The organism is Devosia sp. CAU 1758 (assembly GCF_054482695.1).
In genome coordinates this window covers 804,301-826,410 of sequence record NZ_JBTLRJ010000002.1, presented here as the reverse complement: position 1 = coordinate 826,410, position 22,110 = coordinate 804,301, and the positions used below count along the sequence as shown (strand labels likewise).

The 22,110-nt window shown below is 57.5% G+C and carries 17 protein-coding genes; 11 read left to right on the top strand and 6 right to left on the bottom strand.

Annotation, left to right across the window (positions count from 1 at the left end; all coding sequences use genetic code 11):
• Positions 1-8: 8 nt before the first annotated feature.
• Both ACXYMS_RS10015 and ACXYMS_RS10010 read left to right on the top strand, forming a co-directional pair.
• On the top strand, positions 9-4,046 hold the full coding sequence (locus ACXYMS_RS10015) for a helix-turn-helix domain-containing protein (protein WP_458905886.1): 4,038 nt from the start codon (positions 9-11) through the stop codon (positions 4,044-4,046).
• On the top strand, positions 4,043-4,246 hold the full coding sequence (locus tag ACXYMS_RS10010) for a hypothetical protein (RefSeq protein WP_458905884.1): 204 nt from the start codon (positions 4,043-4,045) through the stop codon (positions 4,244-4,246). The genes ACXYMS_RS10015 and ACXYMS_RS10010 overlap by 4 nt, the downstream gene beginning before the upstream one ends.
• 30 nt (positions 4,247-4,276) lie before the next feature.
• Here the strand turns inward: ACXYMS_RS10010 and ACXYMS_RS10005 are convergent, their stop codons facing one another.
• Positions 4,277-8,347, bottom strand: a complete 4,071-nt coding sequence (locus ACXYMS_RS10005; protein ID WP_458905882.1) for an NACHT domain-containing protein — start codon at positions 8,345-8,347, stop codon at positions 4,277-4,279.
• A 464-nt stretch (positions 8,348-8,811) separates the two neighbouring features.
• Between ACXYMS_RS10005 and ACXYMS_RS10000 the strand changes: the two genes are divergently transcribed.
• Positions 8,812-10,677: a C1 family peptidase gene (locus tag ACXYMS_RS10000; RefSeq protein WP_458905880.1), complete on the top strand. Its 1,866-nt coding sequence runs from the start codon at positions 8,812-8,814 to the stop codon at positions 10,675-10,677.
• A 45-nt stretch (positions 10,678-10,722) separates the two neighbouring features.
• On the opposite strand, the gene ACXYMS_RS09995 is transcribed toward ACXYMS_RS10000, so the two are convergent.
• Positions 10,723-11,193 (bottom strand): ImmA/IrrE family metallo-endopeptidase, encoded by a 471-nt coding sequence (locus tag ACXYMS_RS09995; protein WP_458905879.1) that lies wholly within the window; start codon positions 11,191-11,193, stop codon positions 10,723-10,725.
• 75 nt (positions 11,194-11,268) lie between these two features.
• Between ACXYMS_RS09995 and ACXYMS_RS09990 the strand changes: the two genes are divergently transcribed.
• The 7 genes from ACXYMS_RS09990 to ACXYMS_RS09960 all read left to right on the top strand — a co-directional run bounded on the left by ACXYMS_RS09990 (position 11,269) and on the right by ACXYMS_RS09960 (position 18,955).
• Positions 11,269-11,958, top strand: a complete 690-nt coding sequence (locus ACXYMS_RS09990; RefSeq protein WP_458905877.1) for a DUF4019 domain-containing protein — start codon at positions 11,269-11,271, stop codon at positions 11,956-11,958.
• Between the two features lie 210 nt (positions 11,959-12,168).
• The gene (locus tag ACXYMS_RS09985) at positions 12,169-12,591 is read left to right on the top strand and encodes a Ros/MucR family transcriptional regulator (RefSeq protein WP_458905876.1); all 423 of its coding nucleotides are present in this window, start codon (positions 12,169-12,171) and stop codon (positions 12,589-12,591) included.
• Positions 12,592-12,700: 109 nt separating this feature from the next.
• Positions 12,701-13,813 carry a hypothetical protein gene (locus ACXYMS_RS09980; protein ID WP_458905874.1) on the top strand — a complete coding sequence of 371 codons (1,113 nt, stop codon included), beginning with the start codon at positions 12,701-12,703 and terminating at the stop codon, positions 13,811-13,813.
• A 402-nt stretch (positions 13,814-14,215) separates the two neighbouring features.
• Positions 14,216-15,967, top strand: coding sequence for a ParB/RepB/Spo0J family partition protein (locus ACXYMS_RS09975; protein WP_458905873.1), 1,752 nt, complete (start codon positions 14,216-14,218; stop codon positions 15,965-15,967).
• Between the two features lie 235 nt (positions 15,968-16,202).
• Positions 16,203-16,859, top strand: coding sequence for a hypothetical protein (locus ACXYMS_RS09970; protein WP_458905872.1), 657 nt, complete (start codon positions 16,203-16,205; stop codon positions 16,857-16,859).
• Positions 16,856-17,503 (top strand): small ribosomal subunit protein uS17, encoded by a 648-nt coding sequence (locus ACXYMS_RS09965; protein ID WP_458905870.1) that lies wholly within the window; start codon positions 16,856-16,858, stop codon positions 17,501-17,503. Before ACXYMS_RS09970 ends, ACXYMS_RS09965 begins: the two co-directional genes overlap by 4 nt.
• Before the next feature lie 555 nt (positions 17,504-18,058).
• A complete protein-coding gene (locus ACXYMS_RS09960; protein WP_458905868.1) occupies positions 18,059-18,955 on the top strand; it encodes an ArdC family protein in 897 nt (298 codons plus the stop codon).
• Between the two features lie 30 nt (positions 18,956-18,985).
• On the opposite strand, the gene ACXYMS_RS09955 is transcribed toward ACXYMS_RS09960, so the two are convergent.
• The 3 genes from ACXYMS_RS09955 to ACXYMS_RS09945 all read right to left on the bottom strand — a co-directional run bounded on the left by ACXYMS_RS09955 (position 18,986) and on the right by ACXYMS_RS09945 (position 20,388).
• Positions 18,986-19,789, bottom strand: coding sequence for a hypothetical protein (locus tag ACXYMS_RS09955; RefSeq protein WP_458905867.1), 804 nt, complete (start codon positions 19,787-19,789; stop codon positions 18,986-18,988).
• 12 nt (positions 19,790-19,801) lie between these two features.
• A complete protein-coding gene (locus ACXYMS_RS09950; RefSeq protein ID WP_458905866.1) occupies positions 19,802-20,158 on the bottom strand; it encodes a hypothetical protein in 357 nt (118 codons plus the stop codon).
• A gap of 68 nt (positions 20,159-20,226) precedes the next feature.
• Positions 20,227-20,388, bottom strand: coding sequence for a hypothetical protein (locus tag ACXYMS_RS09945; RefSeq protein ID WP_458905865.1), 162 nt, complete (start codon positions 20,386-20,388; stop codon positions 20,227-20,229).
• A gap of 262 nt (positions 20,389-20,650) precedes the next feature.
• Between ACXYMS_RS09945 and ACXYMS_RS09940 the strand changes: the two genes are divergently transcribed.
• Positions 20,651-21,232, top strand: coding sequence for a tyrosine-type recombinase/integrase (locus tag ACXYMS_RS09940; RefSeq protein ID WP_458905864.1), 582 nt, complete (start codon positions 20,651-20,653; stop codon positions 21,230-21,232).
• A 46-nt stretch (positions 21,233-21,278) separates the two neighbouring features.
• Here ACXYMS_RS09940 and ACXYMS_RS09935 read toward each other — a convergent pair whose 3' ends face one another.
• Positions 21,279-22,019 carry a hypothetical protein gene (locus ACXYMS_RS09935; RefSeq protein ID WP_458905863.1) on the bottom strand — a complete coding sequence of 247 codons (741 nt, stop codon included), beginning with the start codon at positions 22,017-22,019 and terminating at the stop codon, positions 21,279-21,281.
• Positions 22,020-22,110: the final 91 nt, after the last annotated feature.

Sequence of the window (22,110 nt, the reverse complement as noted above, 5' to 3'; positions counted from 1 at the left end):
AAACGCGTATGGCCAATTATCCCCTCCTTGCAAGTCTCATCGTCGAAGGCCGACGAGCAGAGCGCATTGCCCAGCAGGCGGATCTGGCGAAGCTCGTTGGTGTGTCGCAGCAAACGGTCAGCCGGTGGGAAGCCGGGACGTCACGGCCGAGGCTCAACCAAATTGAGGCCCTTGCGGCTATTCTCAAGAAAGACCCTGAAGACGTGTCTGCTGCGGCAGGCTATGCCGTTACGGGTGCATTGCTGCCGATTGATGTACCGCTTGGGTTGGACGGGCTATTGCCTGAAAGCTTCGAGCGCTTCGCCGGTGACCTACTTTCCGTCCTTTACCCCGGGGCGATCGTAAATCGTGCTGGAGGGCCTGGTCACACACAGGACGGCATCGACCTGAGCGTCACACACGCCGATGGCACCCTTCTTACCGTCCAGTGCAAGCAGGTGCGCGAATTTGGGCCTAAGGACGTGATCCGCGCCATTGAGAAAGACACGGTGGAGTCGGACAAAAAGGTTCTACTTCTCAGCCGTACCGCCAGTCCTCAGGCACGCGGTGCCATTGCTACACACCCAAAGTGGGAACTGTGGGATCGGGACGATGTATCCCGCAAGTTTCGCCAGCTTTCTGTGGACGATAGAAAGCGGCTCGTTCGCAGCTATTTCCGTGGGCAGGAGTTTGCGCTCCTCGGCTCAGATGCTGGCGCGGTGTGGGAAACCACCAGTGAGTTTTTCGCGCCTTTCGACGAAGCTCCTGGAGGCGCGAAACGGGGACTGTTCACCCATGCGTGGGAACTGGTTGGCCGCAGCGATATCGCAGAGCAAATTCGTACAAAGCTGGAAGTTGATGACATTGGCGTGGTCGTTGTTTCCGGCCCTGCTGGCGGCGGCAAATCCCGTCTCGTTAAAGAGATCCTGCGGCAGTATGCGTCTGCCCATCCAGCCACGCTCATTCGCATTGCAAGCGCCACGGCCGAAATAACAAAGGCGTCTTTGGATGAGCTAGCGCAGGGTAAAACTCTGCTCGTCGTGGACGATGCCCACGACCGCAACGATCTTCCGGTCCTGTTTGCATACGCTGCTGCCAATCGCCCACGCATAGGCCTGCTGATTTCGACACGCAGTTATGGTGCCCCACGCGTCAAGGCTCAGGCGAGCGGGTATTCGTTCGCAGATGACCTGTTTGCCCAATTCGACGTCCCATCGCTTTCTTTGGAAGAAGCGGGAGACCTCGCAGAACAGGTCCTGGAAGACCACGGAGCGAAGAAAGAACTCGCCGTCATCATTGCTCGGCAAACGCGCGATTGTGCGCTCGATACAGTTTTGGCTGCTCAGATCGTGGCCAAAAAGAACATCGCCCCCGCATTTCTTACTCAGGATGATGCGTTCAAAACTACCGTGCTGGGCCGGTTCGAAGAAGTCATCAGCGGTAAGCTTTCGGAAAGTGAAGCCCCCCGAAACGTGCAGCTGGCACTCGGATTTTTTGCATTGATCCAGCCATTCCGGATCGACGACAAAAATCTTCTGTCAGCGTTCGAGACCGTTGATGGCGTAACGGTTATGGAGGCGCAACGGATCATCCGGCTGCTTATCGATGCGGGCGTTCTGTTCAAGCGCGGCGGCTTGCACCGGCTGGCGCCAGACGTTTTGGGCGACTACCTGCTAGAGTCCCGGTTCGAAACGAAGGACGGCCAATCCAACGGGCATATCGAACGCTATTTCGAGCACATCCCGGAAGCGTACATTGAGAACCTGCTCGTCAATCTTGGTCGGGTGGACTGGCGGCGGACGGGCGGCAAACCCGGCCAATCCGAACTCCTGGACAGTATCTGGTCGAAGCTTAAACCCGAACGCCAGTACTCGGACCCCCACATCAAAGCGGTGCAAGCGGTTGCTTATTATCAGCCCAAACGTGCCCTGGATTTCGCTGAGCGCCTTATCCGGGACAGCAAGTTTTTAGACCAGCTTCCCGACATTGCAAAGTACGCCGCCTATACTGCGGATCAGCAGAAGCGCGCCCTTAGGGTCCTCTGGGCGCTGGGACGGCAGGACGCGAGAGAGACGAACCCGCATCCGTCGCACGCCATTCGAATTCTGAAAGAAATGGCAGCACCTGAGCCCGGCAAGCCGTTCGAAGTACTAGCCACGATCCTGGACTTCGTTTGCAGCATCATGGATGCGGAGACCTCGTGGACCGGAGCTTACACACCGCTCGATGTCGCGGATGACCTTCTTGCCACCGAGGGACATACGAGTACCTACGACAATTTTTCGATTTCAATGAGCCAGTTCTTTGTCAATTTCGACTGGGTCCAGCCGGTTCGTCATCGGTACATAGATTTGTTGATGGACGGGCTAAGCCACACAAACCTGCGCAGAGCGGTCCGTTCGGCGCAAAGTCTGGCAACCGCTTTGCGGCGCCCCATGGGTGGTCTTAACGTCGCGGCTAGCGATGCGACACTGCGCTCCTGGGATCCAGACTACGTGCGCACCTTATCCAAGGTGGCCGAAATCCTCGCCACACGTGACGTCGATCCGTTGGTGCAAACCGAGATACAAACGGCTGTTCGCTGGCCATCGGTGCACGGCTCTCCAGACGTTAAAAAGCTTGCGCGCAAAGTGCTAAAGCAGCTGTCTTCGTCACTGGATGCCCGCCTGGATCGGGTTTTGCTGGACGGGTACGGGCATGATGATCGCCTGGCAGGAGCGGATGGTCACGCGGAACGGTGGGCAAAGTTTCTGGACGATTTGTTGGCCGACTTTATCGCCGAGTATAAGGACGGCGCTTCCATGGTGGCCGAACTCGAGCGGCGCGTGAGGCGGGTGGAGGCCAGCCGGTCCAACCAGAGAATGTCGTCGGAGGTTCTCAGTGGTCGCCTGATCGAGCAGTCCGTCGATTTTGCCAAAGCGGTCGTGGATCAGGCGTACCGTCAGCCAGGCGCCAAGTTGAACCGATTTGCGGGTTATGCGCTTGGGCGAATATTTCGCGATGATCGCGAGGCCGGCAGGGCCACCATCGCCAAATGGATGGAAAGCGGCCGCTCTGAACTGCTCGGACTTATTGGCCATGCCTACGAGGGGCAGCGCTATGCGGCTGACTGGTTCAGTGGCGTTGACCGTGATGCCATCTCCAGCCTCGTGCAGTCGAGCGATGCTTACGTCGTGACCTCTGCGCTGCGCGCGGTCCGACGCATTGCCGACTGGAATGTCGAAATCGCGCTCGATCTCATCCGGGCAGTCAACATCCCGACAGCAGCAATAGCGGATGAGATCGGCGGATTGTTCGAGTTCGGAGAGGGATTAAAGACGTCGTCGCTAACTCGGGATGACGTGGTCAGCCTGTTGAGCAAACTGGAACCGCTACCCGAGCTGGATGGATACTGGCTGGACAAGCTGCTCGCGACTATTTCCGAGATTTACCCGCAGGAGTGCGCCCACTTTTTCATGCGCAGGGTGGAAGCAGCCTCGACTGACGATCGTGATGGTCGCATACGGCCGGTAAATTACGGTCCCTGGGTGCATGAGCGCCTTCGCTTTCGGCGTGCAATGGCCGGTGCTTCGATCATGCGCGAAGTTATCGAATGGATGCGCAAGCATGCCAAGCGTAAGGGGATGTTCACCTACTATGCGCGAAACCTCTTCGAGGCAATGTTCGCGCCCTATGACAATGAAATGGTCAGTTTCTTTGGAGACTGGTTGGGCGCGGCCACGCCGGAAGACGTGTTGATGATCGGTACCATTCTTCGGGAAGCTCAGCCAGATTTTGTGTTTGCCCAAGTCCCATTCGTCATCGCATTGCTCGATCGCGCGCAGCAGTTCGATCCCGAGCTGCGGCGAACCGTATCGACCGAACTTTACTGCTCTGCGATTTCCGGCATGCGCAGTGGGACGCCGGGCGAACCCTTTCCTCAAGACATTTCAATGCAGGAGCAGGCAGCCGCACTGATTCAGTCGCTCGACCCCTTCTCTCCTGCCTATCAGCTTTACGATGACATACGGCGCGATGCAGAGATGTCCATCAAACGCGCCGCCTCCGAAACCGATGACTTCGAATGACCGTTGCGAGGCGGCGGCCGCCGCAAAAACAGCAAGGCCTCGACAAGCTCCAAGTTTCACTACTTGGTGGCTTCGAGATCAGTGCCGAAGGAAAGTTCTCGATCGTCGCCCTGGTCGTTGTCTTGGGGATATGTGCGTATCTGATGCTGGATTTGCGGCTCCTTTGGGCACAAGCCCTTTCTGAATACCTCGCCAGATAGGGCCGCGGATGCCGGTTTGTGGACACGATGTTAGGCAAACTTGTTGGCATCTTCTTGGATAGAATTTTGGCGCCGATGGTTTGGGGGGGGCTTCACACCTTGGGCGCTACTTGCGGTATCCCTGCTTACATCGATCAACTGAACGTCGATACGTGCCTGAAGTTCAGCCGGAATTGCCGCGACAATGGCGTCACAGAGCTGTTCAGGGGTGGCGTACGCGTTGTTTTTTAGTCCCGCCACTTTTTCGTGTGGACCGAACCACAGCACCAGGTAGATGCCCTGTTGCTCCGCGTCCGGATTGCTCGAATAGCGCTCGTGAAGTTGCGCAGATGCGGCGGTGAACAACTCCGCATGCCACTGGCCCTTTACTTCGATGGTCAACAGTTTACGCCCGCCGCCGACCATCGCGGAGGCCGTGATATCGCACCTGTTGCCACCCGACATGTGGTGCTCTATCTGGACCGACAAACCGTGCGCGGTCATGTACGCCCGCAAATGCTCGACGATGCGATTGCGCGCCGTGTTTTCGTCTACACGCTTTCCGCCAGGGTAAAATGTATCAAGCGTGTCGGTCTCCGAATGGCGAATGATTGCTTCCACGCTGACAAGGGCCTCGGTCATCAGCGCGCGCATGTCCTCAACGCTGGCAATCGCCCGTTGCTCGAGCAGCGCAGAAATCTCCTCGGGCATGGGAGCGCGGAAATCCTGAAGCGCCAGTTTGCGAACAGCACTCGACCGGATCGCGAGCAAGTCACTCCTGAAGCCTTCGAAGCGAGCATCGCCGATCAGGCGGTCCAGAACCGGCAGGGACTTATCAGGAGTATCCCTATTGATCCGCCACGGTATCTCCCGCAGGAAGCGGTAGGCCCTTTCACCTTTCGGGGAACTGGAACCGTGGCTGCCGGGCAGCTCCACAGCCGGCCAAATATCGACGAACCCATCCAGTATGTCGTAAATTTTGTCCGCAGATATCGCCGGAACAATATCGTCGTTTCCGCCGGTGAATCGTTCGATATGTGACGCTATGGAGAGCACGGAGTCTTCCTTCGCCCGAAAGGCCTCCCACAGGTTCTTGTCGTCACAGAAAAAGAAGGCGTTCAATAGCCAGTAATTGCGTCGACTTAGGCCGCTGGTATCCGTGCTATCGGTGGGATCGACCGGGTAACGCGCACACCGGTCTGCCACGATTTGCTGTATCGCTTCGCGGGGTGAATGCTGCGACGCCATCTCGAACAGTGAGGTCTCGGCCTGAATGGGCATGTCCGGGAATCGTTGGAGCCATTCCAGCGGCAGGGTTTGCTGCAAGTGCTGGAAAAGTGGCTTGTGTCTGAGACGCCCGACTTCCGTATAAGCTTCAGGCGCGCCGGACAATGACGGCTCGATATACTGCCTCACGAACAGCTCAATTTCTGCCTTGTCTGCGAAAAGGATGCGATCGAGTTCCGCGTCAAACGCATCTGCCTCATCGTCCGGCACACCCGAGGAATGGCTCGCCTCCGTTTTGACCGCCTTGAGGACATTCACATCAATGCCCTCAAGGCTACCCGTCTCGCGGAATCGAAGTAGACAGGCGGCATGGAGCACCATCGCTACGGCCGTTGCCGTCCCTTCTCGAACACCGAGTTGGTTGAGGGTTGGAATGTGCGGTGCAACGAACGAGAAACAGTTGCGAAGCGCCTTGTATGCCGTTTCGACGGTATCGACGACTTCCCCGAATTTGTCGGGCTCCAAGATCAAGCACCGGGCAAAGGTTTGAAGCCACCACCAGTCTTCGCCAGCCTCGATCCGAGACCGATTTTCACGAAGATGATCGAATGTTCTGGCTCTGGCCTCGGCTTCCCGTTGTGCCCACCGCTTGTTTCTCGTTGACCAGTCGGTCCGATGCTTGCGCCACCATTCCTTGGCAGCGTGATCGCGCCTCGCCCAGATCTTCAAGAGCGATGTGTCCGCTCGCGCCTGTTCGCGCATACGCGCCCGCAACGAGTCAGGTCCCTTTGGCTGTCGGTCCGGGTGATGATTGCGCCACATGGATTCCCATAGCGCGTGGTTGTCCGTATCGACGGCGTGCTCCACCATGACTGCAACATCATCGATGTGAAAAATGATGCCGGCATGCGTCTTGCCTACATAGAACCGATGCTCGACCTCGTTGCACTGTTCAATCGTTGAGGTTCCGGAAAACGCCGCCCGTTGAACCGCCTGCCGAAGATGATTGTCTGACCGCAATGCGCTGACTGCGCGGCTGTCGTCAGAGGTCATCGGGCGCGAATATCGGAGATCGCGCAGCCAGCGCCAAAGACGCTCTGGATCGTGGGGGCCTGGTGCGGTTTCGAAGTATCGATCGAGCAACCCTCCTACAATTTTGCTAATCCCGTTGCGGCACTCGCAGGCGTAGTCCTTGGCCTCGCAGGTGCAGTGAATATCCGTGGTTAGTTTGTCGATATAGTTGGCCACGCCGTCAGCCGGAAACTCCTTCAAGAACCTCTTGATGAAATAGCGTGTCATGCCGTCGTTCCGGGCACGTCCGCGGCGATCCGGATAAAGCGTGGCAAGTCGGCGCAAGAAAGAGGTGATCTTCTCGAAGCCAAATGCTTCGAAGCCGCGGGCCAGTATTAGATCGCCCAACAGCCGCAGGGAAATCGCGCTGCTTTCTGATAGCAACCCATCAAAGGCCGCCCGCCCGTCATAGTTTTCCTGTTCGAGCACGAGATCAAATGCGGCAACGCGCTCATAGTCGTCGGCGCTTGCGTCGAACGCCAACGTTTCCAGGTCGTCACTCAGCATCGCTACGGCCGGCGTCCCCTTGATTAGGTCCAGAACTAGGCCCCGCAGGTGCGTCTGGCTGCGCGATGCCAAAATAGGCCGAACAGCGTCAACGGTCTCTTCGGAGAAAAATTGCCCGACGTTAAATGAGCGCCATGCATCCGCTCGGCGAAAATAAGGATCGGTACCGGCAAGATCCTGCAGACGCTCAATCAGCATTATCTTGTTGGATGTGGATAGCTGCGCCGGATCGCCGTTCGCCAGAACCGCATATGGGTCCAAAGCGATGGCCGCCTTCTGGAGTTGGTCGTTGCCAAGGGCCGCCATCCAGCCAAGCAGACCGCGCAACTCGTCGCGGACCACGCGGTTCGGGGCGATAACGGCCAGGCATCGTTTCAGGGACAGGCGGTCGCCGGCATCGCCTATGCGGTCCACAAGATACCGAGCCGCCAGATACTCTGCCACGATCCTGTGGACGGGCTCGTGCTGATTGGCATCGCTCGCCGGCTTAAACAGCTTGGAATCGAGCAAGTGGTCGATCCCCGTGGCGACCTCGGCCCCGATCACACCCACATAGGGATAGTCGCGGTCGCCAAGTTTCTCTTTGCGCGAAACTCCCGACGCTCCGGATAGAAGCAAGCGAGCAAAGACGGTGCCGCACTGCTTCACAATCAGGGCTGAGTCCGGTCGATCGCGGGCCATGCGGCCATCGTTGGATTCGTGCGCCAGCCGTTTGGCGGCGTCGGCGTAGATTTGCGACTTGCTCGTGAATTTTCGATCGTTCTCAAGATAAGCGAGGCCAAAGAGTTGAAGAAACTCCGGGTTCCCCAATAGCGGTGTCAGATCAAACCGGTCGGCCGCCATCGCGAAGGCCTCAAAATCCTCTCCCGGAAACCGGTCATTGAAGAGGCATTTCTGTTCCGCCCAGTTGAAGGCCTTTAGATGGACGACGGTCGCCTCTTGCCCAAAACACTCCTCAACGAACTTTGTGCGCGCAGTTTCCCATTCACCGGATCGGCTGGCGAAAATTGCAGTGCCTGAAAACTGACCGCTTGCCTTCATGACAATGTCGTTGAGGGCGGTCTCACCGACCCTCGCGACTTCGTCCATGGCATCAACGACAACTGGTCCCGCAAGAGGCGTATGGAATGGGGACCTGAACCGCGTTGCCCGGACGCTTTCCGTGCCAAGCATTCCCGCCAAGTGAACGAGCAAATCCGTCTTGCCGGCACCGGGCTCGGCAAGAACAACAATTAGCCTGGAGCGACGAAGTAACTCGTTCTCCGTTATTTCCTCGTCGCCGACGCGAACGACTCGCTCAATATAAAGCTCTGACATCGCTTGGCATTATATTGGACATTTGGTGCGGGCGCCACTTTCACGAGCAGCAAGGATATCGTGGGGCTCTACGAGCTGGAGTATCAGCCGATGACCCAGACAGAGATCAGCCTGATCGACTCGATCGACACCCGCGAAGAACTAATCGCAACCGTCAACGCGCGATCACCACCGAGCAGAAGGCATTTCTGTTGTGTTCAAGGCAGACAAGCCTGGCTGGGCCTTACTTGGCCTGAAAGGTGTCGAACACCTACCTGCCGTCAGATGGAAGCAGTTTAACCTCAGCCGCCTCAATCCAGAATGCCGATTGCGGCTCACCAAAAATCTGGCGCATATCCTGGACGACAGATAAAGGCAGGAATTTACTCAGAGAATCTAAGTTGTATGGCTTCCAATGCCGTAAACTATTGCGAATTGCTCTAATCGATGTTTTCGTAGCATCGTAATCTGCATGGGAGGGGACAATGCAGGACGACGAAACGATTGAGAGCGTCGGCACAACGCGGAAATTGACCGCGATCCGAGATTTTCCCGACATACGGGACCGCTTCTTTGAGCCTCCTCTTATCGAGCTGGCGGCCGACCTCGCAGCGCCGCCGGAACTGGTCATTCTGGACCAGGGGGCGGAGGGCGCCTGCACGGGCTTCGCCACAGCGGCTGCCCTCAACCTGCTCCGCCAACGCCAGGGCGCCCTGCTCGCGGCGGATGGCGCGAGTCCCCGCATGATCTACGAAATGGCCAAACTCCACGACGAGTGGGAAGGCCAGGGATATGAAGGCTCAAGTGTCCGCGGGGCGATCAAGGGCTTCTTCCACAACGGCGTTTGCCGGGAGCAAGACGCCCCATACCTCTCCGGCGACAGCAATTGGGTCCTTTCGGTGGCGCAGGCCAAGCAGGCCCGCCAGATCATCCTGGGATCCTATTATCGGCTTCGCCCCGTTCTGGTGGATTATCACGCGGCCCTCCAGCAGGCCGGTGCCATTGTCGTCTCCGCAAATGTTCACAGCGGCTGGGCAAATCCCAAACGTGGACACATTCAGCCCTCTACCCGCACACAGGGTGGCCATGCCTTCACTATCGTAGGCTATGATGCCGAAGGGTTCATCATTCAAAACTCATGGGGGCCCGCCTGGGGCGGCTTTCTGGAGCAAGCGGGCCTGGCGCACTGGAGCTATCATGACTGGGCCGAGACCGTCGTTGATGCCTGGGTCATGCGCCTGGCGGTTCCAACACCGAATGCCTTTGAGCTCACCCATCGGGTCGCCCGAGCTGCCGGCATGGAACGACCCGAGGACAAGAAGCACACACCGCGGCGTCAGGATGTTATTGGACACATCATTCACATCGACGACGGCCACCTCGTGGAAACCGGGCAATACGGCACCCCCATGGCCAGCCTCCAAGAGACAGCCAAACTGCTGCGTCAAGGTGCCGAAGGCGACGAGCGCAAGTACGATCACATCCTGTTTTATGCCCATGGTGGCGTCACCGACGCTAATGCCGCCGCGCGAAAGACTGCGGCGATGCGCGAAGGCTTCAAGCGCAATGGCATCTACCCCATGCACTTCATCTGGGAAACCGGCCTTCTTGAGGAAATCAGCGACATTCTCTTCCGCAAGGCCGAATCCCGGGGAGGTAGGATCACCGGCTTCGAAGAGGCGATGGACTTTCTTATCGAGAAACTTTCGGGAGGCATCGGGCGGGCCCTCTGGCGGGAAATGAAGGCTGACGCGCAACGGTCTTTTGCCAGCGGCGCGCAAAGTGCCGCTGCGGTTCGGTCCATCCTGTCCGTCAATGACGGTCTTGCCCGGCCACTCAAAATTCATCTGGTGGGTCATAGCGCGGGGTCAAACTTCGTTGGCGAGTTCGTTGCTGCCTGGCAAAAGCTGGCCCCGGCCTCGAGCAGCATCGACAACTGTTTCGTGCTTGGTGCGGCCTGCACGGTCGCTCAATATGAGGCACATTTCCGCCCATCACTCGATGGCGGCGACCTCAAGCATTTGACAGTCTACAATCTCTCCGAGGAGCGGGAATGCGCCGATGCCGTGGGCCCCTACAGCAAATCCCTGCTTTACCTTGTGTCCCACGCATTTGAAGAGGCCCCCACCACTCCGTTGCTCGGCATGGAAATCCATGCGACCAAGATCCCCAAGCATAAGCACCAGGACATTCTGCACACGTCCGGAAAGGACATAAGGCGGACAGATGCCAGGAGTCATGGTGGCTTCGGCAGTGACCTCACCACGCTCAATGACATCCTGAAGGTGGTCTGCGGCGACAAATACAGGCCGTCCTTGGCGTTTCGCGCAGAGGAACTCGCTTCGGCATAGTCGAAGGGGTGCCAGCATGAGCTCAGCGCGCCGCACAAAGTTCCCCTAAGAGAACACGTGCGGACAGAGGCTCTGTGTTCCAGCCCAAAATGCTAAGCCGCTGCCACCGTACTGGAACGGCAACGGACCAAGCGCTGCGTGGTAGTCGCCAATTGCAGCAACGTCTGAGCGGGACAGGGACAGATTCATCAACGCAAAGCAGTTGGCCTCATATTCGTTCCGGGTCGGTATCGCCAGATGCCCGCACTCATGCGCCGATGTGAAGCGTCGCATATACCTGGGAATGCCGAAATATGCCGGCCCGTAAACGATGACTGGCGTCCCATCGGGAAAATATGTGGCATGGGCCCAATGCTGTGACGGCCCTTGAGTCTGGACCACTGGAACGACAAGACCCGAATACGCGTTCGGCGCCCGACAAGACACGGAGTCAGGAATATTGCCGAATGATTGCGCGAATGCCGATGTTCCTGAAAACAAAGTACCAACGAAAACTGCAACAATCAGCATTTTCATGGCATGATCCAAGATCCTGTGTTAGTTTGCACCACTCCATAACACGATATTTGCGGTGTACGAAGAGGAATGCGAATGCCCCGTGCAGCGAGACTGGTCAGTGGAACAGTCAACGTCAACGTGTTGCTGGCATTTGCATTCGGAGCGATCGCGGCGGTCGCACTCTTGTTGATGTCAATCTTTATCACCGAGATGTCGGCGGTAGCACAGACAGTGGTCATCGCTGTGTTGGCATTGGCAGCCGCGGGTGTCGGCGCTGTCATCCCCGGCATGCTGCATGTGGAATTCCCTTTCGCCAAGGCGTCAGGTGCCTTGGCGCTGTTTCTGGTAGTCTGGTTTACACAGCCAGCAATTCTAGACACCGCCGAGGAGATAAATCGGCGCATCATCGATCCTCCTCCGCACCCCAATTATGTCGAAGAAACACGCCCCTATCTTTCGCTTTATGACGAGGGCAATTTTGGTGCAGCATGGGAACTGCTTGACGACAGGGCCAAATTGATATGGCCAGAGCCCAGTTACACTGCGATCCTCACAAACACCGCAACTCAACTTGGTCCCCCAGATTCAAATTCGCGCATCCTCGTTAACACGAACGCTGGCGTGCAGCTTGAGGGATTGCACGAAGGGACTTTTTACAGCGGCACTTACCTGACACGTTACGAGAATAGCTGCCAACATGAACAAATTGTGCTGCGTCTGCAACAGGATGGCACGACCTGGAAACCCTACCAGCACATGGTATTTCCGGTCGATAGCTGCTGAACTAGGCAATCCTGCCAACACAATTCTCAGTGGTGTGCACTTGGATTGAACTTCGCTAGCAGCTAGTCATCGAACGAAAAGCCGCCATAGTTCCATCGGTGTTCCTGTTGAGACTACGCCAGCCAGTCCGAACCATGCTGCCGAACGGTCTGGTGTGGCTTGTCAGGCCTGCGGCCCCCTGTGCCCAATAAAAGAACGGAAGGTTGAAAAATGAACGACGATACCGGCGCGTTCGCAACTGCCGAGTCCGATCTTATCGAGCTCAGCACGGAGATTGTCTCCGCCTATGTCAGCCATAACGCTGTCAGCCCCGGCGATCTGCCCAAGCTGATTGCCGAGGTCCATGGTGCGTTGCGCGCCCTGCATGCCAATGAAGTTCCCGCGCCTGTCGAGGAACTCAAGCCTGCCGTGCCGATCCGCAAGTCTGTGGCCAACGACTACATCATCTGCCTGGAAGACGGGAAGAAGTTCAAGTCGCTCAAGCGTCACCTGCGGACGCACTTTAGTCTGTCGCCCGAGGAATATCGTGAAAAATGGGGCTTGCCGGCCGACTATCCGATGGTTGCCCCGAGCTATTCGGCAACGCGCTCCAAGCTTGCCAAGGATAACGGCCTGGGCCGCAAGGCTGGCTGAGACGATCTCCGGATGTTGCCGCCTTCATCCCCAAACGCGTAGCAGCATCGGCGATAGTCCACTCAGGAACTGATGCTACGGCCTCGCCTTAAAATTAAGGGACGGTTCCTTGCCTAAGCTCAAGAATGTTGCAGCATCAGTCACGTTGATCTTGTGTCTATTCATCGGTGGCACGGTCGCAGGTCAGTCCGTCATTCTCGATGGTGATGGCCAGGGACATATTGGCGGTACGGGCGACACTGGCGGAGAGAACGACACTGGCACGATGACTCCGGCTCCAGGTCTGGGTGGCACGATGGGTCCGGGTCCAAGTCCAGGTGACATGATAGGTCCGGCGCCGCTTTCAGGCGATGCCGTTAGCCAAAACATTGGAGGAAATCCGAGTTATCCCGGTAGCACTGGAGGCAATCCGAGTTACTCGGGTAGCACTGGAGGTAATCTGGGCAGGCCCGGCGACACCCTTCCCGGTTTCTATGGCGATAGTGGTGACGACCGAGAGTCGCGTGTCTTCGGCACCAACTTGTCTGACCTAACCGTGACGGCTCGGCAGTATCTGACACTGTTGTCCAGTGTTACACTTGCGCTGTTTATCCTCTGCCCTACGCTCGCTGGTGTATTGTTCCTGTTCGGCGCGTTCGCTATGTCCGCTCAGCTTGACCACCTATGGCCGAAGTCGCTCCGGACGCCAAAGGACGGCTTCTTTTCTGAACCAAAGGAAACCGATGCAGAATTCCCAAAATGGATATCCATGGTCGAGAGTACCTTTGGTCGGCTATGTGAAGAGCGTGCCGCCCTGATTAGAAAGTTTCGGCTATTGTTTGGGCTTGGCCTTTTTGCGGTCGGGCTGTCAGCAGCAACACTGAGTTCGCTTATCGAACGCAGCGCTGGTCAGAATTCCTCTGGTGGTCTGGAATCATTGGCCCTGATTTCTCCAATGGTCTTATTTCAGCTTTTGGCAGGCTACTTGATCCGGCAGGCGTTTCTCGTACAGAGCGAGATAGCAACGGTCCGCCAAGAGTTAAATCTTCTCCAACTCCGCACCTCTATTGGGTTGACTGCCGAAACTTCTGGAAAATCTCTATCCGAATTACTGTCTGAATTCACAGAGGATGTGACGAAAGAGGCAGATGGCAAGTCCAACGACAATCCTGACGCTGGTACCGCAATCGACATTAAGTCGTTGGCAGCGCTACTGACAGCTCTTTTTAGGCAGCCCGGCTAGGCCCGGCACTGCTTTGCAGTGTGGTAAGCGACAAGACAGTTGTCGTTCAGTTCAGTGAAGTTGGCCGAGCTTCCTTTTTGCCGCTTCCCGGCTCACCGGGACCAGGCTGTCGTGAACCAAGGCCCGCAGGCGGGTCTTGGCCATCCGGCTTCCATCCTTTGCGGGTTTCACCAGATCGTGCTTTAGCGGTGGATCCACGCCCTTGGGGGCGCTGCCCCCCGGCGCGGCGAAAGGGGTTTCCCCTGCCTTCCGACATCTATGGTCCCGCTCGGTCGTGCAGGCCGGGTGATCCCCCTCCCCATTGCGCCTTGCACCCCCCGGTCTCGCCGACGGGCAGAGGTTCAGGCGGCGCGTTTGCGCTGCGCTTTGAACCTTAGCCCTCAATTTTCATGGAGAGAGATCATGTCTACACTTCCCAATACCCCTCTGACCACCATCCCACTCAACCGCCTTGTTCACTCCAAATCCAATGCAAGGCGGACCGGACGCGCCAGTTCGATCGAGACGCTGATGGCCTCGATTGCCGCCCACGGCCTGCGGCAGAACCTCAATGTACGGGCCACCACAGGCAACCGCTTTGAGGTAATCGCAGGCGGACGGCGGCTTCTGGCGCTTCGACAACTGATGAAAGAAGGCAAGATCGACAAGCACACCCCAGTGCCCTGTCTGCTCCTTGCCGAGGATGAAAACGCCACCGAGCTGTCCTTGGTCGAGAACATGGCGCGGGAAGCCATGCACCCCGATGATGAATGCACCGCCTTTCAGGACTTGGTCCGGCAGGGCCTGTCCGATGCTGATATCGCCGGCCGTTTCGGCGTGTCCCCGGCTTTGGTGCGGCAGCGGCTGAAACTGGCCGGTGTGTCGCCTGCCTTGCGGCGCAGATTCCGCAAGGGCGAACTGGACCTCTCCCAGATGATGGCGTTCGCATTGGTGGACGATCATGCCGCGCAGGAACGGGTGATTGAGAATTTGCCCGATTGGAACCGCGATGCCCGGTCCATCCGCCGTGCCCTGACCGAAGAAGGCCTGCCCGCAACCCACCGCATGGCCCGCTATATCGGCCTGGACGCCTATGAGGACGCTGGCGGTGTCGTCTTGCGCGATCTGTTTGACGGGGAGCAGCCCCCCGTTCTGGCCGATGCCGCTCTGGTCGAGCAATTGGCAATGCGTAAGCTTGAGGAAGAAGCTGCGCATATCCAGAGCGAGGGCTGGAAATGGGTGACCATCCAACTGCGGCCCGAGTACGGCACTTCCTTTGGGCGGGTCTACCCGGTGAGTGAGGCCGAGGACGGCACACCCATCTATGCCGCTGAGGGCAAGGCCCGCGCCGGAGTCACTCTGACCCTCGACTATGATGGCACCCTGTCCATCGATCGGGGATTGATTGACGCCCAGACGATGCAGGCTGAACGCAAGGCGAAGGTGAAGGAAGCCCCGACCGGCGGTATTACTCTGCCCGATGCACTGGTGCGGGACATGACAGCGCAAAGAACCGCCGCCATTCGGCTGGAACTTTCGGAACGGCCCCTGCTGGCGATGAAGACCTTGCTCCATGCCATGGCATTGTCCCTTGTCTATGAGGACTATCAGCAGCGGAGCTGTCTTGATCTGCGGGCAACAAGCGAAGACCTCACCCGCACCATCCGCCAGACTTCCGACTGCCCGGCATTGGCAACACTCGAAGACCGCCTGACCCGCGCTACGGTGGAGTTTCCCGAAGACCCGCAGTATTTGTGGGAATGGTGCGAGGCCCTTGAGCAGGACGCCGTGATGGAATTGTTGGCGCTTTTGACCGCACTGACCCTCAACGCCACATCGGGCAATGGCGACCGATCACCCCGCACAAGCCATGCCAATCAGCTGGCTGCCGCCGTCGAACTCGACATGGCAAAGCACTGGACCCCGGAGCCGGAAACATTCTTTGAGCGGCTGACCAAGTCCCAGATGCAGGCCTATTTGCGGGACGCCGGGGAACATGATCAGGCCGCTCTTGTCGCACAGTGCAAGAAGCCCGAGGCGGCGCGGCGGACGGGCAAGGCACTAATGGCCAACGGCTGGCTACCGGAGCCATTTCTGACCACGCCCATCATCGCCGATGACGATGATCATCATGATGTTGCTGATGTTGGCGATGACGGTGTTGGCCCACAATGACCATGGCGATGATGCCGACCAGTAGGCAATCACCAAAAGGGCCACCGCGATGAGCGGTGGCCAGAACGCCAAATCCGCTGCTCTTTGAACAACTTGGAGATGCCGAGACGCAAGGTCTTCAAAGATCGCTTAGCCTTGGACAAGCCATGCATTCCCTTGACGCTCGGGTCCATTAAAGAAAAGTTAACCAAGTAAAGATTCTATTGGCTATTGAGGCGACGCGGGGGCTGCCTAAATGACACCGTTTGAACTGCTTAGTGGGCTGGGGAGCATGGCAAGCCTGCTGGGGCTTGGTCTTCAAGTAAAAGAGCTTTCCGCCGACGACGACCATAATTTGATCGCGCTGAAATCGTTCCAGTCGATCACGGTTTCGGCGTTTCGCTGGAAACACGTTCACAACCACTACCATTTGTTGCTTCGAGACATAAGGCAAATGCATGAGTTTGCATTGGCAACACCCGAAAGCCGTGTCTCAACAGGCCACATTACGGACCTCCTAAAGTCACTGAGAACATTTGACCAGAAGGCCGAAAATTTCAGGCGCGATGTCAACGTGTTTTTGGATGCGCCGGTCCGTGAGCACGTTTTCTCAAATTCAGAAGTAGAAAAAATTGAGAGAGATGTCGCGAAGTGCTTCAATCAGAAGCGCGCAAAGTTAGCGATAGAGACCTACAATGCGCAAAGAGACGCAATAAAGACACACGACGCTGTTTGTGAGAGGTTGGACAAAATAATCGAAGTCGGAAACGGAAACGTAACTCACAAGGAGAGTTTAACTATTTACCGGACCATGATTCCGCTTTATGATCAATTTAACAGTGTTATTTTACACACAGATAAGGTTCTGATCAATACAATTGATTTTTATGAAATAGTCCACGAATTTGTATGACCACAGAAGAAAAATACGCGTTTCCGGCTAAATCTAGCAACGATCCTGTCGCTGCCAAACAGGCTGTGCTGGATAAGAGCGAGCAGCTTTTTGACGTCATATTTAGAGATTCCCGCGCCCAAATGGACAGGGATGTATATATTGCACGGCGCGCGCAAGAATTTTCTGAAGAAATAATAGAATTCACAGACGATGTTTTTGCGCTGTCATCTTCAACTAAAGACATTGATCTATACTCTTCATGTATAAATACGATTGAAAATTGGAGATACTTTCTAAGCTCCAACAATATCAATCTACCAAATCATATTTACAGCCTAAGAAATGATCTAGACAGCGGAAACGTGCAGCAGAACGGCGTTTCATCATTCAATCGGTTAGTTTCAGAGCGGTTTTCGAATCGCGGCAGAATTATCACCGGGATAGCCACTAGAGACGCTATAGACAAAACTGTCCCTATCTTGGTTGAAAGGACCAAGAGAGACCGAAGAACCGGCAAGTACGTTCGACATGCCAAAAAATATTTGATCCATGATGAGTTCAATGTGGCGACGGCAGGCGCCGCTGTAGTGGCACTGGAAACCAGACCATTGAGCAAGAGAAAAAGTTTTAGATTGTTGTATTCCACTCCAGCCAATGTTTAGTTTGTATCACTGCGCTGCATCTGCTCTCCCCGCCGACTAGCGATTGCCAACCATCTACAAATGAGTTTCCCGCAGTCACTTGGCCCCTGCGCCGCATTGAAGCGCGACAATATTCAGTTCGCTCCGTTGCGCCAGTTCATCCCCTGGAATGACCCGAGATGATGGCATCGAGCTCTCTCGCGTCCCAGTCTTCACCCTGTCTGCTCTGATCGGCCATGCGGTCCTTGCTTCTCCTGTGGGGCAAGGATGCGCGACTCGCAGTCTGGTGGAAAGCCTGTCCGTGACTACGGCTTTTCAGCAGTAATTGTCGGATGACCGGGTGCGTGCGGTGGGCGTTCTGTCGTGCTCCAGCTTTCCCTTGCCCGCCCGATTGGCTGGTCCCTCATCATGCCGATGGTCACGCGCCGTGGCGCGGGCGCTGCAAGGCCTTTGGCCTCGGCTTTAGGCTGCGCCTGCCGCCCTTACGGGTTCCGCACCCGCTCAATTCCCCGTCGCTCCTTCCCCGGCATCGGGACCGCCAATTCCGGCGGGCCTTGAAGCCAAGAGGAGCACATCATGACCAGAACACCAACCAAACCACGCCGCGATCTTTATGCCGACATCACCAATGAACTGATTGCCGCCATTGAATCCGGACCAGGAGAGCTTTCCCTGCCTTGGCGGCGCATGTCCGGCGGTCTGCACATGCCGGTCAATGCCAAAACCGGCAATGCCTATCAGGGCGTCAATGTCATCAGTCTCTGGGTTGCGGGGGAGGCTCGCGGCTATGCCCATTCGCTCTGGGGCACCTATCGCCAATGGGCCGAGCTTGGCGCACAGGTACGCAAAGGTGAGAAATCATCCCATGTCATCTTCTACCGCGAATATGACGGCAAGCCTGATCCCGACGTTGCCGAAGACGATGGCAGGCGCCGTGTCGCCCGTGCCTCCGCCGTGTTCAACGCCGCGCAGGTTGATGGTTTCGTCCTGCCGGAGCCGCCGGAACCACTTGGTCCCATCGAGCGGCTGGACCAGGCTGACCGCTTCGTTGGCTCGACCGGTGCCCGTATCGCTCATGGCGGTGATCGCGCTTTCTTTCAGCCCAGTGCCGATATCATCCAGATGCCCGATGAGAACCTGTTCACCGGCACGAAAACCTTGACCCGCACCGAAGGCTACTATGCCGTGCTGGTCCATGAGCTGATCCACTGGGCCGGTCCTAAACACCGGCTGGACCGCGATCTGGGCAAGCGCTTTGGCGATCGTGCCTATGCCGCCGAGGAACTGGTGGCCGAAATCGGGGCGGCATTCCTGTGCGCCGAGCTTGGGATCACGCAGGATGTGCGGCCCGACCATGCCAGCTACATCGCCAGCTGGCTGCAACTCCTGAAAGATGACAACAAGGCGATCTTCACCGCCGCAGCGCGTGCTGCCGAGGCCGTCAACTGGCTCAAACGTAAAGGGGCCGCATAGGCGGCCCCTCCTTCATAGCTTTTTGCTCAACTACAGCTTTGGTGCTTCGCCCGCCGTGTTGTCGCGAATGCGATCCAGATAGGTGTCGAAGAAGTCGTAATCGGTGACCATGTTCTGCCGCGCCCGCTCGTAGTCAGAAAGATGGATGACGATATTGGACGCATGATCGTCCGATATGCCGCCGCTGGCCCGGATTGTCACTAGCAGGTCGCAAACGCCACGATCATTGATCGATGCGGCATTGGCCGGGCCCTCGTAGCGCGAGATAATACCGGAGCAATCGCCCATGCCGGTTTCCTGCGGGATATAGGCGCCATCGGCGTACCGCCATGTCCACTCGTAACTGGCGAAGGGCTTGAGCACCGGCTCGCCGCCATATTTGTCGGACATCGCGGCCAGAACTTCGGAGATACGCGGTTCCCGGTCAGGGACCTTGTAATAGATGTTCCGCGACAGGAGCAGCATCTGATGCCCGGATGACGGCGCGGAAAACCATGCCCGATAGATTTCCTCGACATTGTCCTCAGTGTAGAGCCGCAACTCCATTTCGCTTGGAAAGCTGATTTCGACACTGCGGAACTCGTTACCCGCGAGTGCAAAGGTGGTGATCGTCTCCTGCACCTGAGCACGTCCGGCAGCCAATTCTTCGAGCTTGGCCTTCACCACATCATAGGTCATGCCCGGCGCAATACCGAGAACATCGAAGCTGATGCCTTCGGGGACGTTCAGGCCCAGAGGCAGTTCCAGTTCCGTGGTCCATTGTGTGTCCTGCGCATATGCCGTCTGCGTCATGCCCAGCATCACCGCGAGCGCGGCGGATTGAATGAGTTTCATGGTCGTGCCCCCTTAGCGTACCTGTTCCATCTGCCAGCCATCGGCGTTGAAAAACCGCGCCTTGCTCCACTGGCCCATCTGGCGCTGGCCATCGACCGTTGCATTGACGCGGAAGTCGCAGACAAAGCCCGGCTGGTTCTGCGCTGTCGCGCACTGGCCTTTCTCGACGTCTGAAGCGTCGAGCATCTCAGTGACGCTCACGCTGGCCCCGCCCATCTGCGCCAGCATCTGCATCTGGGCCATGACCATCTGGTTGTTGCGGATGGCCTGTTTCATGTCACTGCCACCCGGCTCGCCCGAGCAGGCGGCAACGACCGTGACAAGAAAGCCCGCCAGTCCAAGGCGGGCCGTGGTTTGTAAAATCTTCAATGGATGATCTCCCCGACAAAAGAAAAGCGCGGGGACCGGCGAAGGCCCCCGCGCATGCTGGTGTGCTGTTACCGGCGATCCTGCTGTTGCTGGCGCTGGCGTTCGATTTCTGAATTGATGATTTCCGCCGTCCTGTAGTCACCGACCTGGTGCGGCTCGACCTTCTGGAGGTTCGGGTTCTGGGTGAACTGGTTCTGGACTTCGCGGCGAGTGGACTCTTCGTGCGACATGATCGTCTCCCTGTTTGCGCATCGGAAAAGGCGTCACATCGGGAGGTCTTCAGGGCCTGAACAGAATAAGCTATTCTGTTTAAGCGGCTGATTTGACTTTGAATCTTATTGTTGACTCAATCCGGTGCTGTTATGTTCCGCATCGGGAGCCCGCCCGCAAAACCATGTAGCCCAAGGGTTGCAGGACAGCGGGGAGGGGCCTGAACAGAATAGCTTATTCTGTCGTGTTTTCTGTGTGGCGAGGACGCTCAGGAAAGACGACATGAACATGCACTTCCCCCCGCCAGCATCCCTTCGCGCCCCTGACGGCAGGCGCAAATACCTCACGCCTGATGAGCGGCAGCGCTTCATTGAGACGGCATGGACATGGCCCGATCAAAACACGGGATCGCTGTGCCTGCTTCTGGCCTATACCGGCTGCCGGATCAGCGAGGCGCTGGCGACAACATCTTCCTCACTCGATCAGGGTGAGGGTTGCGTCGCTTTCCTCTCGCTCAAGAAGCGCGGACGGATTGTCGTGCGTGCGGTGCCCGTGCCGGTCGAACTGATGGAGCGCTTGCAGGCATGCGCAACCGAGGGTGGCGAGCGACTTTGGCCGATGGCGCGCTCGACGGCGTGGCAGAAGGTCAAGCAGGTGGTGGAAGCCGCCGCGATACCTCCGGGGCTGCATGCCACGCCCAAAGGCTTGCGGCACGGCTTCGGCATTCACGCGGTGCGCTCAGGCGTGCCGCTCAATCTCACGCAACGCTGGCTCGGTCATGCGAGCATCGCCACGACGGCGATCTATGCCGATGCGCTGGGGATCGAGGAGCGGGAAATTGCGGCCAGGATGTGGGAGTGTTAGCAAGAAGCTCACGTCTAGCGGGCAGCGATTAGCTCAACCGCCAGGCTTAAGCCACGTCCGGAATTTTCCAGTACGCGAGGGCGGCCCGCACCTCACCCCGTGGGTAGAAATCTCCGGCATGCTCAAGATCATGCCGGATAACGGCGAGGCGTCGTTCAGCGGAAATCCGTATCCCGTCATTCAGGTCCACCACGCCCATTGGGCGCCGCTCTCCGGGCCTACGTGGCCAACTCTTGGGATAGGCGGACCAATCGGTCCAGGTATCGAGCACCCTGTTGGTTTCCGCCATGCTGTCATGATCGCACTGCCAGCCGTAAAGATTGCGGGCGCAGAGGCGCAGCATCGCCTTCACATCGGGCATGGCATCGGTGAAGGCTTTTAGCGGCGTTGGCAGCAACACCATGTTGCCGATGCAGGAATAGAACCGGTGATCGGAGACGACATCGTTCGACTTCTGAAAGCTCGCATCGTCGACGCCCCAGAGGTGACAGCAGGACCAGTTTGGACGGGTTGCCTTACGCAGGCCGAGGGCAAGAGTGAGGGCCTGGTTGGCGTTGGTGTTCCCCTCGAATTTATGTGTGGCCTTACCGCTGGCGCGGTTCGTGTTGAGCTGTGGCTCGGACCAGTTCGCCTTGTAGAAATATCGCCTGCGGGCATGTTCCGGGAACCACACCGGCAGGAGCTTGAACGTCTCCGGTGCTACCCATCGCGCCGTTCGCTCGATCAGCGATGCGATCTCGGCAAGACCGATTTCCGCACGCAGTGCGTCGAGGCCATCTTCAAGCATTTGTCGTCCTCAGTGGCTGCTATCGGGTGATCTCCAAGGCGTTGAGTTCAGCGCCACATCGCCGCGAAGGTTGTCGTTGTCGACCTTGAGC